Origin of the sequence: Pseudomonas segetis, assembly GCF_900188155.1 — a bacterium.
Classification (GTDB): domain Bacteria; phylum Pseudomonadota; class Gammaproteobacteria; order Pseudomonadales; family Pseudomonadaceae; genus Aquipseudomonas; species Aquipseudomonas segetis.
Window position 1 is genome coordinate 113,474 of the sequence record NZ_FZOG01000009.1, and the last position, 15,461, is coordinate 128,934.

Annotated in this window: 12 protein-coding genes; 3 read left to right on the forward strand and 9 right to left on the reverse strand. The window is 56.0% G+C overall.

Annotation, left to right across the window (positions count from 1 at the left end; all coding sequences use genetic code 11):
• Window positions 1-55 precede the first annotated feature (55 nt).
• The 3 genes from CHB79_RS21040 to CHB79_RS22480 all read left to right on the forward strand — a co-directional run bounded on the left by CHB79_RS21040 (window position 56) and on the right by CHB79_RS22480 (window position 2,088).
• Window positions 56-259, forward strand: a complete 204-nt coding sequence (locus CHB79_RS21040; protein WP_089361344.1) for a Com family DNA-binding transcriptional regulator — start codon at window positions 56-58, stop codon at window positions 257-259.
• 102 nt (window positions 260-361) lie between these two features.
• Entirely contained in the window at window positions 362-1,477 is a 1,116-nt protein-coding gene (locus CHB79_RS21045) for a GNAT family N-acetyltransferase (protein WP_089361345.1), read from the forward strand.
• Window positions 1,478-1,626: 149 nt separating this feature from the next.
• The gene (locus CHB79_RS22480) at window positions 1,627-2,088 is read left to right on the forward strand and encodes a formyltransferase family protein (RefSeq protein WP_425439619.1); all 462 of its coding nucleotides are present in this window, start codon (window positions 1,627-1,629) and stop codon (window positions 2,086-2,088) included.
• A 951-nt stretch (window positions 2,089-3,039) separates the two neighbouring features.
• Here the strand turns inward: CHB79_RS22480 and CHB79_RS21060 are convergent.
• The 9 genes from CHB79_RS21060 to CHB79_RS21100 form a co-directional block, all read right to left on the reverse strand.
• Window positions 3,040-4,008, reverse strand: coding sequence for an XdhC family protein (locus CHB79_RS21060; protein WP_089361347.1), 969 nt, complete (start codon window positions 4,006-4,008; stop codon window positions 3,040-3,042).
• A 44-nt stretch (window positions 4,009-4,052) separates the two neighbouring features.
• The gene (locus CHB79_RS21065) at window positions 4,053-6,287 is read right to left on the reverse strand and encodes a xanthine dehydrogenase family protein molybdopterin-binding subunit (RefSeq protein ID WP_089361348.1); all 2,235 of its coding nucleotides are present in this window, start codon (window positions 6,285-6,287) and stop codon (window positions 4,053-4,055) included.
• Window positions 6,277-6,747 carry a (2Fe-2S)-binding protein gene (locus CHB79_RS21070; RefSeq protein WP_089361349.1) on the reverse strand — a complete coding sequence of 157 codons (471 nt, stop codon included), beginning with the start codon at window positions 6,745-6,747 and terminating at the stop codon, window positions 6,277-6,279. The genes CHB79_RS21065 and CHB79_RS21070 overlap by 11 nt, the downstream gene beginning before the upstream one ends.
• Window positions 6,744-8,006, reverse strand: a complete 1,263-nt coding sequence (locus CHB79_RS21075; RefSeq protein WP_089361350.1) for a c-type cytochrome — start codon at window positions 8,004-8,006, stop codon at window positions 6,744-6,746. The genes CHB79_RS21070 and CHB79_RS21075 overlap by 4 nt, the downstream gene beginning before the upstream one ends.
• A gap of 612 nt (window positions 8,007-8,618) precedes the next feature.
• The gene (locus tag CHB79_RS21080; RefSeq protein WP_089361351.1) at window positions 8,619-10,058 is read right to left on the reverse strand and encodes a catalase; all 1,440 of its coding nucleotides are present in this window, start codon (window positions 10,056-10,058) and stop codon (window positions 8,619-8,621) included.
• A 137-nt stretch (window positions 10,059-10,195) separates the two neighbouring features.
• Window positions 10,196-10,822: an isochorismate family cysteine hydrolase YcaC gene (gene ycaC, locus CHB79_RS21085; protein WP_089361352.1), complete on the reverse strand. Its 627-nt coding sequence runs from the start codon at window positions 10,820-10,822 to the stop codon at window positions 10,196-10,198.
• 79 nt (window positions 10,823-10,901) lie between these two features.
• On the reverse strand, window positions 10,902-12,497 hold the full coding sequence (locus tag CHB79_RS21090; protein WP_089361353.1) for an MFS transporter: 1,596 nt from the start codon (window positions 12,495-12,497) through the stop codon (window positions 10,902-10,904).
• Between the two features lie 2 nt (window positions 12,498-12,499).
• Window positions 12,500-13,855 (reverse strand): OprD family porin, encoded by a 1,356-nt coding sequence (locus CHB79_RS21095; RefSeq protein ID WP_089361354.1) that lies wholly within the window; start codon window positions 13,853-13,855, stop codon window positions 12,500-12,502.
• 1 nt (window position 13,856) lies between these two features.
• A partial coding sequence (locus CHB79_RS21100) for an amidohydrolase (protein WP_089360618.1) occupies window positions 13,857-15,461 on the reverse strand: 1,605 nt, incomplete at its 5' end.

Here is a 15,461-nt window from a genome sequence, read left to right on the forward strand (position 1 = left end):
CTCCCACTCTCGCGAGAGCGGGACAAGCCTATCTGAAATAAGGCTTTTTTGCAGAATGTTTGACATACGTTGTGGCGGCTGTAGCCGCCTGCTTGCCCGCGTAAGCGGTTGCTACACCATACAAATCAAGTGCCCGCGCTGTCGGACACTTAACCATCAGAAGGCCGAGAGCCTCCCCAAAGCGCCGCCGAGCGCCCTATTAGGAGGCCATAATGGCGACCAAGAAAACCGCTCCAGGGCGGAACGGATTCAACTATAAGCCCAAGTTCGGGCTAATCATCACCTGCAAAGATGAACTTACACAGCAAGAGCACTTTCAACGCCTGAAGGCGTTGGGCTACAAGCTTCGGGTGGTGTGCGTATGAAAATTGATATCTCCCACCGCTGCGCAGACTTCGATAGCTACCGTGCGGCCCGCGTGAAGTCCCTGTTTAATGTGGAAAGCGGCTGTAATGTTCACCTTTGCGCAGATATTCCTATTGAGAGTGATCCATGGAGCATCGGCGTCATCGTCGGGCCTTCGGGTTCCGGCAAAACATCAATGGGCCAAGCTATTGGGCCGCTATTCTCTCCGGCCTGGCCGAAGAACAAACCCATTGTTGATGCCATCTCTCCAGAAGGCTCCTTTGACGCCGTAACAGGCGCTCTTTCGGCAGTAGGGCTGGGCGCAGTCCCAACTTGGTTACGCCCTTACGCGGCGTTATCTAATGGCGAGCAATTCCGGGCTAACCTTGCGCGCTTGGTCTGCGAGGCCCCAAACCTTGCCGTTGTCGATGAGTTCAGTTCAGTGGTTGACCGACAAATAGCCAAGATCGGCGCGGGAGCATTCGCCAAAGCGTGGCGCAGAACAAAAGGGCAAGTCGTCCTGCTGTCTTGCCATTACGATATTTTGGATTGGGTGCAGCCTGACTGGGTGTTTGATACTGCCAGCGGCGAATTTCAACGGGGGTGGCCCCGACCAAGGCCTAGTATCGAGTTGGAAATCCGCGAAGCTAAGCAGCGCGACTATGCCCTGTTTGAGCCGCATCATTATTTAAAGCTGCCTCCAATGGTTGCGAGCAATCATTACACCGGCTGGGTCGACGGTGAGCCCGTCGCCCACATTGCCTTTTCCACGCGCCCCGGACTTGTTGAGGCGCGTGCTTGCCGCCTAGTAGTTATGCCCGAGTGGCAAGGCGCGGGGGTAGGCATGCGCTTTCTTAATAAGCTTTGCGAGCAGTGGCTAGCCGGGCAAAACCGCTACGGGCTTCAATTGCGAACGCTCTTTCATACCAGCCACCCCGGCTTGGCCGCTGCTTTACGGCGCGACCCTTGTTGGACGCAAGTTTCCGGCCAGTTGATTGGGGGCAATAAATCACGGTCGCATGCTTCGCTGGCAAAGAGCGCCCGTAAACTCGGCAGGTCGAAAATGGGGTCAGGTTTTGGCGGCCACTTTCGGGCGGTTCAGGGCTTCCGTTATCTAGGGGGCGCCGCATGAAAGTTGTTTTAATTGGCCAAAAGTGGCTCGCGGCCCAGTTGCTTCAACAGTGCCTGCGGCAGGACATAGAAGTCTTAGGCGTCATAGTCCCTGAACTTGCTGTAGGTGAGGCCCCAGATAGGCTGGAAGTTGAGGCCATAGCTGCCGGGGTGCCCGTCTGCCGAGTTCGCGGCCGTGTTAAAGCTGAGCATGTTCCAGCCTGCGACCTTATCTTAGCTGCGCATGCCCACGCCTTCATTGATGGCTCGGCCCGTACCAGGGCGGCTATGGGCGCCCTTGGCTACCACCCCTCGTTGCTACCGAGACACCGTGGGCGGGACGCTATTCGCTGGGTGCTTCACATGCGTGAACCTGTTACAGGCGGCTCCCTGTACTGGATGGACGACGGGGCGGATACCGGCCCCGTTGTCGCCCAAGACTGGTGCCACATCCGGCCAGACGATACAGCGGCTACGCTTTGGCGGCGCGACCTCGCACCTATGGGACTAAGGCTGTTTGCCCATGTACTCAACCAATTGCGAGAAGGGAGCCCGTGTAAGGGCAAGCAACAGGACGTGACGCTAGCTTCTTGGGAACCCGCGTGGGCGCAGATTAAGTTAGGGAGTAAGTAGGAAACTTGGGCGCTATATTTGGCACGGTTTCGGAGTGCCAAATATAGCGCTCAGTCCGCTGGGTTTCGACAAGTCCGGCTGTGCCAATCATCTTGCAAGGCTGTGCCAAATCCGCCGTGCGCTTACAATAGCGCGGGCATTGGATGCAATGATGAAGTACTGGGATTGATCCTACGACAGGAGCCGAGCGCTCTGACAGGCAAGATGGTGCAGCCCGCTATCGGCTCGCTTAAACTCATGGCAAACACATAAGCCAAGATGATTAGAGGGTGGAATGGTGAGAGTTGGCGCTGGAAAAACAAAAGGGCCTAGGTTTTCACCTAAGCCCTTGTCTTATATGGCGCACCAGGCGGGATTCGAACCCACGACCCCTCTTCGGAGACCAATACGGTACAGGAATCTTGGTTGCTGGTAAGTGTTTTAAAATGCCCCTAAGTACCATGCTCCAAGGCGTTGCCGCTAAGCCTGTCCTTACAGTTTATAGTCTTTAACGACACTCAAGATAGGTTATTGGGGGCACAAAAGAAGAAATTTGGATGTTCGGTTTTGACCACTAGCTAGCCTTTTCAGCGACCATCCTACTCGGACATTGGTCGCTATTATTGAACAGTTGCCCGTTGGTGTTGATTCAGAGTGCGCTTGCCGCCAATCGGAAGCTGAAGAGAGCGACGTAAAAATAAACGGCGATCTCTAGCGATCGCCGTCCCCGAATTCATCACCGCTACATAGGTTCGGAAGAGGACACTCAGGTAGAGGTTGAGAATTACATTGCCCTCCGTCAGCACCACATACTTTATGGCTTCTGCAGGTTGGCCCCGGGCGACAATTCGTCAATGGTTGGAGTTGAGGCCTTTTCGGATTTGTCGGAGCATTCCCAATGGAAAACCCGCTCATCAATACGATCAGGAATATCTGGAAAGTCTCTAAGAAATCCTGGGCGATTCAGATAGCTCATAATTGCGTACGAGCCTTGCCGTGATAGACCCGCATGATGTCTGCGAGGACAGCAAGGGCGATCTCCGCCGGAGTACGGCTCCCGATGTCCAAACCTATGGGCATATGCAGTCTGTCCACTTGATCGTGATCTAGGCCGCCTATACGAGTTAAGCGCTCTGCGCGAGCAGATGAAGTACGCCGGGAGCCCATGGCTCCAATGTAGAAAGCATCGGTATTGACTGCTTCCATGAGCGCGAGATCGTCGATCTTGGGATCGTGCGTCAGGGCTACAACGGCAGTGGCTGCGTGGCATCCATACTTAGCGATATACATGGACGGCAATACTGGAAGAGGCTCGACGCCATCGATTTGAAGGTGCCGCACTTCTTCGCGGGGATCACAAGCAATGACTTCAAATCCCAACGTCTTTGCGAATTGGCCGCAGATCTGCGCCACAGGCGATAAGCCCGCCAAGATTAGGCGCATTGCTGGGCCAATCGAAATGACTGCTCGCTTTGGATTGTAAGTAACGGCCTGACCGCCGACCGATGCACGAGCGAGTGAGAAGCCGCCGTGCTCCAACTCTACCTCGCGCATCAATCGCTGTTGTCCTTTCAGCGCACCGAGCAAATCCTCGAGATGTGCAATCCATTTTCCACAGGGTCTTCGGTGTTCAACCAGCAGTTCGAGTGCACCTCCACAAGGGAGCTGTAACCGTTCACGCTCCTCGCTGCTTTTACCGTACACGAGATATTGAGCAGGGCTTCGGTATTTTCCTTCTCCAATGCCTCGGAGAAACTCCTCCTCAACACAGCCTCCGGATAACGAACCTTGGTATTGCAAGTCTTCAGTAGCGATCAGCATCGCTCCTGGTGACCTTGGGGCGGAGCCAAAGGTAGAAAGCACGGTGCATAGCCATACATCACGGTGTTCTCGCGCCCACTTCAGGGCATGCTCAAGAACGATCACATCCAAATGTTGCATCTGAGACTCCATGCACCAAGTCGGGAATTATAGAACTGGCCAACTTATCCATGGGCCACGTTCGATGACCGAGTCAGGGGCAACTTGAGGCGACGCTGTCCTGTAGCGTTGGCGAAGGCATTGCCAATAGCGCCGGCCATGGGCCCTTGAACGATCTCTGCAGCGCCCAAGAATGGCTGTCCGGGCTGGTCAATCAAGTGCACCTCCACCTTTGATGGCAACTGCGGGAACCTGAGAATCGGATACCCGCTCCAGTCGTAGCTGCGCACACCGTTCGCGTCGTAATCCACGGCTTCATACAGCGTCCAGCTCGCGGATTGGATTATCCCGCCTTGGACTTGGTTACGAAGACCATCAGGGCTAACGATCTGACCCACATCTACAGCCGTCACCACGCGCTCGATCTCGACCTCACCGGTCTGAGGGTGAACGGTCAGTTCAACCGCAATCGCGCAATACCCCATGATGTTTTTGTATCTTGCGAACGCGAAACCAACGCCCGCGCCGGGGCGGTTGGTTTTGGTTGGCCATCCGAAGGCATCTCTTGCTTGCTTGATAACGGCTTTAGCTCGTGGATCTGCAAGATGGGCCAATCGAAATTCGACCGGGTCAGATCCAGCCTTGGCAGCAAGCTCGTCGATGCACGCCTCGATAGCAAAGATATTGATGTGGGCGCCGAGCGACCGCATCGCCGATGTGCGAAACGGCATCACGGTTACGAAGTTCATATCGATGTTGGTGGACGCTACCGTATATAAGGGCACCGCATTGCGGTCGCCATCACCTTCTGGCTGTGCGATTGGAATCGACGGTGCGGATTTGAAAGGACGCGCGATTAATCGCGCCGCAATCAAACGTCCGGCGTTTACGATCCGTTCGTTATGCGGAGTCGTCCACAGCTCGTAGTTCCAGTCTTGGAGCTTCCCTTTTGCATCCAAATTAGCCTGAACCTCAGTGAGCATTGCTGAGCTGTAAGGTTCCCAGAGATTTTCCTGCTCCCGCATCCACTGTACTCTTATTGGCTTTCCTGGCATTCGCATTGCGATCAAGGCAGCGTCTGCCGCCGCATCGTCAGCACCGTTGTGGCCGTAACAACCCGAGCCTTCCGCATGAATGCATCGAACGCGTTCTGGAGGAAGTCCTACCATCTGTGCGATACCTGTACGTAATGGATAGACCCCCTGGCTATGAGTCCAAACGGTAAGGATTCCATCCTTGAACCAGGCGACCGCACAAGAGGGGCCAATAGAGCCATGCATCAGGTATTGCTTAGTGACTTTCGCCTTGAAGCTAGGCCCGCTTGGTAGGGTAGGCTTGCCCTCATGGCTAATCGGGAAGCGGGTCGCAGGTAGCCGAGTAAGTAGCTCGTGAATATGTTGGGCGTCAGGAATCACATCCCCTCCGCTCCAGCGGCTTAGCGCGTAACCATTACGCATTGCCTTGATCGCTTGCCACTCATCTCGCGCCACGACCGCCAGATAATTCCCATCCTGTATGACCTGAACAACGCCTGGAAGGGATTTGATCGACTGTGCGTCGAAGCTTTCTAGGGTGCTATTAGGCCGTGGCGGACGAATTACACGTGCATGCAGCATTTCTGGCAGTCGCATATCCTGCACGAACGCGGCGCCGCCGCTGACCTTCGCCGGTATGTCCAAACGTTGCAGTGAGTGACCGATCAGCTTGTAATCCGAGGGGCGGGCCTGGATAGGTTCTGCTTCCGCGTAGCGATGCAGGTCGACACCTTGTACTGCTTGGGCATAGGTCATGCGTTGGCCGGAGGCACTTTCAATGACACCGTCATTGGTTTTCAGTGAGCTGGGTTCTACTCCCCACTCATGCGCGGCTGACTCCATCAGCAACTTCCGCACTTGGGCGGCAGCATTAAATAACGCTGTGCCGCTGTCAAAAATGGTATGGCTGCCGGCGGTGTAGCCTTCATTCGGAGTCAGCGCAGTATCAGCAGTCAGGAAGTTGATAGCTGCCGGAGCAACTTGGAGACGCTCCGCTGCAATTTGAAGTAGCGCGGTTTTTACGCCTGTGCCGAGCTCAACCTTGCCGGTATACACATTGATTCCATTGGAGTCGATTTTGACCCACGCATCCAAGAATGGGTTAGTACGCAGGCTGCCTGGTAAGTCCGGTGCGAGAACGACAGTCCCAAGTGTATCGACTTCCGTATCAGCCAACACTCGTCCGATGGGCAGTAGTGAAAAGGTTACTACCAACGCTCCACCACGTAGGAACGCGCGGCGACTCACATCAAACTCATTGCCCATGACTCGCTCCTGCTACGTGTTTGATCGCTTCAATAATCCGCAGGTGAGTGCCACAACGGCAAAGGTTGGTTGCCATATATTCGCGAATTGTCGTTTCATCAGGGTGAGGGTCTCGCTCAAGCAGGGACTGCGCGCGCACAAGCATCCCGGCAATGCAGTAACCGCATTGCGCTGCCTGCTTGTCGATGAATGCCTGCTGCAGTTTTCCCGGTCGATCCGCTGTGCCAAGGCTTTCGACTGTACGGATCGTTTTGGACTCAAGGCCTGAGCAGGGTGTGAGGCATGAAAAAACCGGCTTGTTATCAATCAATACGGTGCACGCACCGCATTGACCCAACCCGCAACCATACTTCGCACCATTTAGATTCAGGTGATTGCGCAGTGCGTAGAGCAGTGGCATATCGGGATCAAGCTCCAGTTCGTGCAACGATCCATTGACGTTAAGAGTTGTGCTAGTCATTTCGCCTCCGGGCGCAATTCTTGGAGAGTGGTTTTAAGGTCTGTCCACGCATGGCCTGGTTTGTATTGATCGCGCAGGTAGTTAGCCAAAACAGTCAATTGTTGGTTATTAAGACTGTTAGCGAACGCCGGCATGGTTGGGCCCGGCGCGCCAGGAGCGGGCGGCACACCCTCCAAGACTGTTTTGATGAAATTGCGCGACGTGTTGGCGGTTAGCGCTGAGGTTTGTGCCAGAGCAGGTCGGCCATCGATTTGTCGCATAGGTGCGGCGTCACCGTGGCAGCCCGCACATGATCCTTGAAAGAGATCTGCCCCCATCTTTTGATAGGCTGCGCTGATTGGCTCACCCTTTTCCGGAGAGGGCGCAGATGGTGCGCCCTGAAGACTTAGTAGATATTCAGCAATCGAGTCGACCTCGCTTACTTCCATCTTTGCCAAACCAAGACTGACTGGGCGCATTGGACCAGCTGGGGTGCCATGACCCACTACAACTTCTGCGCGTAGATAGCTAACGAGTTGATCCTTCGTCCAAGGGTTCTCACCTTCAGCCATTCCCAGAAGCGTGGGTGCATGCCAACCATCAACGACGCCACCAGCCATCCGCTCGCCGGATTTTTCAGCGCCGAGTAGGTTAAGTGGCGAATGGCAAGCCGCACAGTGACCCGCGCCTTCAACCAGGTATCGTCCTCTATTCCATGCTTGCGAATGATCGGGATTCGCCGCGATAGGGTTGCCATGAAGAAATAGTAGATTCCAGAAGAACACCAGAGGTCTGATATTCATAGGAAAGGACATTTGATTCTGCTTAGAAGGTGAGTGAACAGGCGGCCCGCTCATGAGGTATGCATAGGCGTCACTAATGTCACCGTCTGTCATCCTACGGTAATGGACATAAGGAAATGCCGGGTAAAGATAATGGCCGTCTCTCGCGATGCCCTCGCGCATTGCGCGTCTGAACGCGGGATATGACCAGTTACCGATGCCTGTCCCTATGTCCGGAGTGATGTTGGTGGTGTACAAGGTCCCGAATGGGGTAACCAGGGGCAGACCTCCTGCCAAATATTTTCCACCAGGTTTGGTGTGACATACCGCGCAGTCGCCTGCCTCAACCACCTTGGCTCCTCGCACTATCTGAGTAGTGTCGAATCTTTCTACCGAGCTGATGGGAGCGATTGCGGGACGCCACATCCAAATGACCACGCATAAGCCTGCGAAGACTGCGAGCGTCAGCAAAGTTAGCCACACTTTTTTTGTTTTCATAACCGTACCGTTCATTGTTGGCGTAACACGCAGCCAGTCTGCGAATACCGTTGTTGCAATAAGTCGCCTAGTTCAAGCGTGCTTTAACAAAACTGAGATGGCTTAAGCCGTTGAGGTCGTTTCACGACGAACGATCCTCTATGCCTGAACGAGCTTTCTGTTTTCGTCATCGCCTGATGAGGCATTCTCGGAGTTCGTCAACATTACGGGGCCAGCTCTAGGATCAGAATCCTCAAGGTACGCAAAGTAGCGTTGCACTGGGCGCAACACCGTTTGCCGATGACCAATAGATGCGCCTATGTGGAAGGTCCTGATCGCTGTTCCCGCAACGACCGCCTAAGAAGGAAGCCGGTGCGTGGGGCGTTCTCAGTACTCGTTTAGTGTCATCGGGTCGGGACGGTTGCTGGAACGCAACATCTCGGTATGTATATGGCGTAATTTGCTGCATCAGTGTTTCGAAGAAAATCAGTAGATTCAGATTGATGCGCTGCACTTCCGAGCGGTTCATGGGCTCTCCAAGTCTTTCATGTCGGGTGCCTAAGGCTCGTCAGCCCCGTCAGAGTTTTCAGCCCGCACCGTTGCGGCGGCGCAGGCCGAAAGTCCTGCCCAAATCTAGTTGCCCAGCATTTCCAACGCCGCCATCACACCCTGACCGTAGGCTGGGTCGGCCTTGGTGCAGTTTTCAATATGACGCTGTTTGATGGCCTGAGGCGCATCGCCCATCGCCCTCGCCGTATTGTCGAACAGCGCCTGTTGCTGTGCCGGACTCATCAAGCGGAATAGAGCACCGGGCTGCTCGAAATGATCCTCGTCGACGCGGTGATCCCAATTGCCGGCAGCGCCATCCAGAGGCAGTTGTGGCTCGGCCAAATCGCGGCTGTCATCCCATTCGCCGAAACTGTTCGGGTAGTACGCCAGTGTCGAGCCAACGTTGCCGTCGGTGCGCATGGCACCGTCGCGGTGGTAGCTGTGAAACGGACAACGTGGTGCATTCACAGGGATATGGTTGAAGTTGACTCCCAGGCGGTAGCGCTGCGCATCGCCATAGGAGAACAGTCGTGCCTGGAGCATTTTGTCCGGGGAGAAGCCAACTCCTGGCACCACGTTGGCCGGCGAGAAGGCTGCCTGCTCTACTTCGGCGAAATGGTTGTCCGGGTTTTTGTTCAACTCCAGCACGCCGACTTCGATCAGTGGGTAGTCGGTGTGAGACCAAGTCTTTGTTAGGTCGTAGGGGTTGTGCGGGTGCTCGCGCGCCTGCTCCTCGCTCATCACCTGCAGGCATAACTGCCAACGCGGGAAATCTCCCTGCTCAATGCTCTCGTAAAGGTCGCGAAGGTGGCTCTCACGGTCTTTGCCAATCACCGCTTCGGCCTCAGAGTCGCTGAGATTGTCGACGCCCTGCTGGCAAACAAAGTGAAACTTGACCCACACCCGCTGGTTATCAGCATTGAGCAGGCTGAACGTGTGGCTACCGAAACCATGCATATGCCGGTAGGTCTTCGGAATGCCACGCTCGCTCATGACGATGGTGACTTGATGCAGCGCCTCGGGCAGCAGGGTCCAAAAGTCCCAGTTGGCGGTGGTATTGCGCAGCCCACTGCGGGGGCAGCGCTTGACCACATGGTTGAGGTCGGTGAATCGCAGCGGATCACGGAAGAAGAATACTGGCGTGTTATTGCCTACGATGTCCCAGTTGCCTTCCTCGGTATAGAACTTCACCGCGAAGCCGCGGATGTCGCGTTCGGCATCAGCAGCACCGCGCTCGCCCGCAACCGTGGAGAAGCGTACGAACACTGGCGTCTGTTTGCCGACGGTATCGAGCAGCTTTGCACGGGTGAAGCGGCTTACGTCGTTGGTCACGGTAAAGGTGCCGTAAGCACCTGCTCCCTTGGCGTGCATGCGTCGCTCGGGAATCACCTCTCGATCGAAGTGGGCGAGTTTCTCCAGCAGCCAGATATCCTGTAGCAGCGCCGGGCCGCGCGGCCCGGCGGTTTGGATGTTGAGATTATCGATCACTGGGGCGCCAGTGGCATGGGTTATTTTTTGCTTCATCAGGGTTTCCGTAGGTTGAATTGCGGACAGGACAATTCGTGCCGCAAAGCGCAGGCTCGGCGAGCAATCGGTGTATCAGGAAAAAGCGCTGGGCCTGATCTGGCTAGCGATTACCAGCCGGATCAGGAACCTGTTTTTTACTTAGTCAGCGCTGAATAGCTGTTCATCAGGTTACGGTAGTTGGGGATGCGCTCGGAGAGCAGGTTACCCAGCCCCTCAATATCGTTGCGCCAGTCACGGTGCAGCTCACAGGCTACGCCGAACCAGTTCATCATCTGAGCACCAGCCGCACTCATACGCGCCCAAGCCGCTTGTTGCACTGTCTCGTTGAAGGTGCCGGAAGCGTCAGTAACGACAAACACGTCGAAGCCTTCGGCCAGCGCCGACAGGGTCGGGAATGCCACACAGACGTCGGTGACTACACCGGCGATGATTAACTGCTTACGTCCGGTTGCCTTGATCGCCTTGACGAAGTCTTCGTTGTCCCAGGCATTGATTTGGCCTGGACGCGCTATATAGGGTGCGTCTGGGAACATAGCCTTGAGCTCAGGTACCAGTGGGCCATTGGGACCCTGCTCGAAGCTAGTGGTGAGAATGGTCGGAAGTTCGAAGAACTTGGCCAGATCGGCCAGCGCTAGAACATTGTTTTTAAACTCATTTGGCGAAAAGTCCTGGACTAGGGAAATCAGGCCGGTCTGATGATCGACCATCAGGACTACGGCATCGTTCTTGTCCAGACGTTTGTAAGGGGTTGAGTTGCTCATGGTTGACTCCTTTGGGTGGTGGGTACGCTAACGACACCCGCTAGCGCTCCCTTCGCCCAAATATCGGGCGAAACTTGGTTCAGTCCGCCTGGCCGGCTAACAAATGGCGGATCTGAATGGCTATATTTGCGGATTGAAATTTCCTAGCTTGCGCCTCTATGCGTTGTTCGGCACGAGTAACCCTGCCGTGGTGACGCAGATGCTCAAGCCAGGATTCGTCGAAAAAGAATTCGAGCCAGCGCCGCGGGTTTTCCGTGTCCTGTACCAGTCCCCAAGAGAACGATCCATTACGCTGACGCATACGCTGCACATCGGCCATAGCCGCTAGGAATGCTGGCCAGTGTTCGCCTGCAATATCGTATTCGAGGGTGACCATCACTGGTCCTCGGTCCTGATTATCCTCATAGCTCTCAGTCAGAATGGGCACGGGCCAGTGTAGTGATGGCGCCAAGTCTTCTGCGTCGGTCACTGGTAGCTTGAAGCGCACCATTGTTGGAATGCCCAGCAACAAAAAAGTGGCTGCCCCACACAATGCCAGCGAGATCGAACTGTGGCTGGCAACGAAGCCCCAAAGCAGCCCGCCACAAGCCATGCTGCCGAAGAACACTAGGATGTATACAGACAGCGCGCGCGCGCGAACCCAGGCTGGCACCGAGGTCTGTGCTGCCACCTGTAGGCTAGACAGCACAGCAATCCAGGCGGCACCGCTGAGCAGCATCACCGGAACAAGCAAATATAAGTCGCGTACGAAGGCCAGGGCCAGAATCACAAGGGAGTAGACCAGACTGGCAAGCGCCACTAGCCAGTCCAATTGAATCAATGGCCTAAGACGCGGCAGCAACATGGCCCCAGCCACAGCACCCACACCGACGCTACCGAGTAGTAGACCAAAGTCAGCGGCGCTGCCATGTAACTCGCTCCGCACGATCAGCGGTAGCAATGACATACCGCCGCTGGCACCGAGAAAGAACGCTAACGCCCGGACCATCACCGCCTGCAGCGGTTTGGAAGCTCGCGTGTGGCGCCATCCCGCTCGGATTGCACCAGCCAAGCGTTCCGCCGGCAGAACCGTCGGTGGCGCCTCGCGATGCCAAAGCCACAGCACCGCAATCACCGCGAAGAACGACAGAGCATTCAACGCGAAAGTCGCCCAGGGCCCGCTGAGGCTAACGAGCACACCAGCGATCGCGGGTCCTATTGCTCTTGCCACGTTGACCCCGACACTAGATAAGGCTATGGCCGCGGGGAGATCGGCTTTACCTACAAGTTCCGGCGTTAACGCTGACCAGGCAGGCATCATTAGCGCGGTGCCTATACCCATACCGAGGGTAAGTACCAACAGTAGGCCGACGGTGATCTGCCCGCTCAGGGTGAGCAGGGCTAGAACCATGGCGACTATGGCCATCCACATTTGCACGCGCAATAAGTACCGGCGGCGGTCGACGATGTCGGCCAGCGCCCCTGCCGGCAGTGCGAGAAAAAACATTGGCGCGGAGCCAGCGACCTGAACCAGTGCCACGTTCATCGGGCTGGCAGATAACGAGGTCATTAGCCAGCCTGCACCGACTTCGTGCATCCATGTACCGATATTCGAGGCGATGCTCGCCAGCCACAACCAGCGGAAGGTCTTGTAGCCAAGTGGGCTCCAAGCTGAGGTTATTGTGGGTGAGGTCATGGTCAGAGCCAGCCTTTTAGAGGGTATTCAAGAATTAGGTATACGCGGTCGATGTCATCTGCAGCCTGAACATCGTTACCACGATGGCTGACGTGCGACAGATTTAGGGTGAGGTCTTTCGCTGGGCCGGATGGGATGGAGTAGCGCAGTTCAAGGTCACGCTCCCAGTGCCGCCCTCCACTGCCTTGTTGCGGGGTGGGCAATCCAGTTACTGGGCTCAACGGGTTATAGGCACCACCGCTGGGAGCCTTACTTCCATCGATGCCACGCCCGCTGACATAGCGAGCCATGAATGTCAGGTTGGGGATGCCGATGGCATCCAGCTCTATATCGTATCGAGCCTGCCAAGAACGTTCATGCGGGCCATTAAAGTCAGCGTACTTAATTGAGTTAGCCAGGTAGATCGAATCGCCGCCAACGAAATCGAATGGCGTATCGCCCCGGACATGCTGGAAGGCAATTGTGAAGGCCTGACTACCAACCTGATACTTGGTCAGTAGGCTGTAGGCCAGCGTATCAACCTCGCCAACACGTGCTTCGCCTTGGTCGCGAGTCTTATAGAGGTTCCCTTCAAGCGTCAGAGCGCCCTGCTGAAAGTGAAGATTGAGGTAAGCCTGACGCCAAGTTTCGTCCAGTTGCGAGGCGTAGAGTGCGGCGCCAAATGGTGTTTCGTTCTCTAAAGATGCACCGACGAAGCTAATTGCACTGCCCTGGGTGGACGCCCCGTACCCGGTGAAGTCACCGCGCCCCGAACTGGCATTCTGGTTCTTGAAACGAGTGAAGCGTCCTGCCTGGATATTCAGCTCCGCGAAATCGCGACTTTCGAACAGAAAGCCGGTGGCATACTCTGGCTGAAGACGCTTATCTGATGTGTCAAATACAGGTGTTTCGACAGTCATTTCGCCATACCTTAGTAGGCTTTGGCCTAACCGCAACTTCAACGCCGCTCCAGCGCTTGAGTAGTTGTCGGCGGCACGACCATCGGTATCAAGCGGCAGCAAGCCGGTACCCGCATGCCCACGACCGCCGTCCAGCTTGAGACCGAGGAAACCATGGGTGTCGAAACCTAAACCTATGGTGCCGGGAGTAAACCCTGAGGTGATCTCGGCGATGAAGCCTTGAGCCCATTCCTCTTGATAACTTTGTCCAGTAGGCGAAGAGCCACGGAAGTCGTTGTGCAAAAAGTAGTTTCGACTAAGCAGGGACCAAGCTGCACTCCTTGGTTGGTGAGTTATGTCAGCCCGGGCTTCAAGCGTAAGGAGCAACAGAGCCAATCCCCCTAGGGGCAAGACTGTCAACGGCTTGGATCTACACGCGAGCCGATTTTTCGGCTCGCGTGTAGAGGACAGCTTAACCATGTCAGAAGGCAAAACAGGAACACCCGAATGCGCCCCAGAACCCCTGGAAGTCGCTGACTGGAGCCGATGATAGTCGTGCTTTTTCATGGCTATGTGCATGCACCGCGCAGGCACCAACACATTGATGGACCTGTTGCGCCATGGGCGCATTCAGCCGCCAATGCCCTGGCACATTGATCACTGGCGACCAGTCCGGCATGACCGGTACCGAAGGCGGTGATAATTTGCTGAACTCTTCGCTGGCATACACCACTTCGCCACCGACGACCGTCAACACCGACTCAATCCATTTGACCGCCTCTTCATCGACCGAGAAGTAATCCGCCGACAAGGCAATCACGTCTGCCAGTTGCCCTACTTTGATCTGGCCTTTCTTGCCCTGCTCCGACGAAAACCAGGCACTGCCATGGGTAAACAGTTGCAAGGCCGTTGCCCGCGACAAACCTTCGGGGTACAGCGCCATGCCGCCAACCGTCTTACCGCTCACCAACCAATAAAGAGAAGTCCAGGGGTTGTAGCTGGAAACACGGGTTGCATCGGTGCCCGCACCCACGGGCACGCCCTCGGCGAGCATGCGCTGGATCGGCGGCGTCTGTTCTGCGGCCTGCTTGCCGTAGCGGTCGACAAAGTACTCGCCCTGGAATGCCATGCGGTCCTGAATGGCGATTCCCCCGCCCAGGGCTCGGACCCGCTCGATATTCCTTGGCGTGATGGTCTCGGCGTGATCAAAGAACCAGGGCAAGCCATCAAAGGGAATATCCTGGTTAACCTTCTCGAACACATCCAGCATGCGCGAGATGGATTCGTCATAGGTTGCATGCAAACGGAACGGCCAGCGCTGCTCGACCAGATGACGCACAACCGGCTCCAGTTCAGCCTCCATGTCGGGCGCCAGATCTGGACGCGGCTCGACGAAATCCTCGAAGTCAGCCGCGGAGAACACCAGCATCTCACCGGCACCGTTGTGCCGCAGAAAATCGTCACCCTGGTGCAGCTTCACCGAACCCGTCCAGTTCTTGAAATCCGTCAGTTCTTCCTTGGGCCGCTGGGTAAACAGGTTGTAGGCGATGCGTACGGTCAACTGCTTGGCCTTGGCCAGTTCCTCGATGACGGCATAATCGTCAGGGTAGTTCTGGAATCCGCCACCGGCGTCAATCGCGCTGGTGACGCCAAGACGATTGAGTTCACGCATGAATTGACGCGTCGAGTTGACCTGGTATTCCAGCGGCAACTTCGGCCCCTTGGCCAGCGTCGAGTAGAGAATCATGGCATTGGGCTTGGCCACCAGCATTCCGGTTGGATCGCCATTGGCATCACGCTGGATTTCCCCGCCCGGAGGGTTTGGCGTATTGCGGTCGTACCCCACCACTCGCAGCGCCGCACGATTAAGCAGCGCACGGTCGTACAGATGCAGAACAAATACAGGTGTGTCCGGCGCCGCCTGGTTGAGCTCATCAAGTGTTGGCATGCGCTTCTCGGCGAACTGGAATTCATTCCAGCCGCCAACCACTCGCACCCATTGTGGTGCGGGGGTAACCTCGGCTTGAGCCTTGAGCATGCGCAAGGCATCGGCCAGTGATGGCACGCCCTCCCAGCGCAGCTCCAG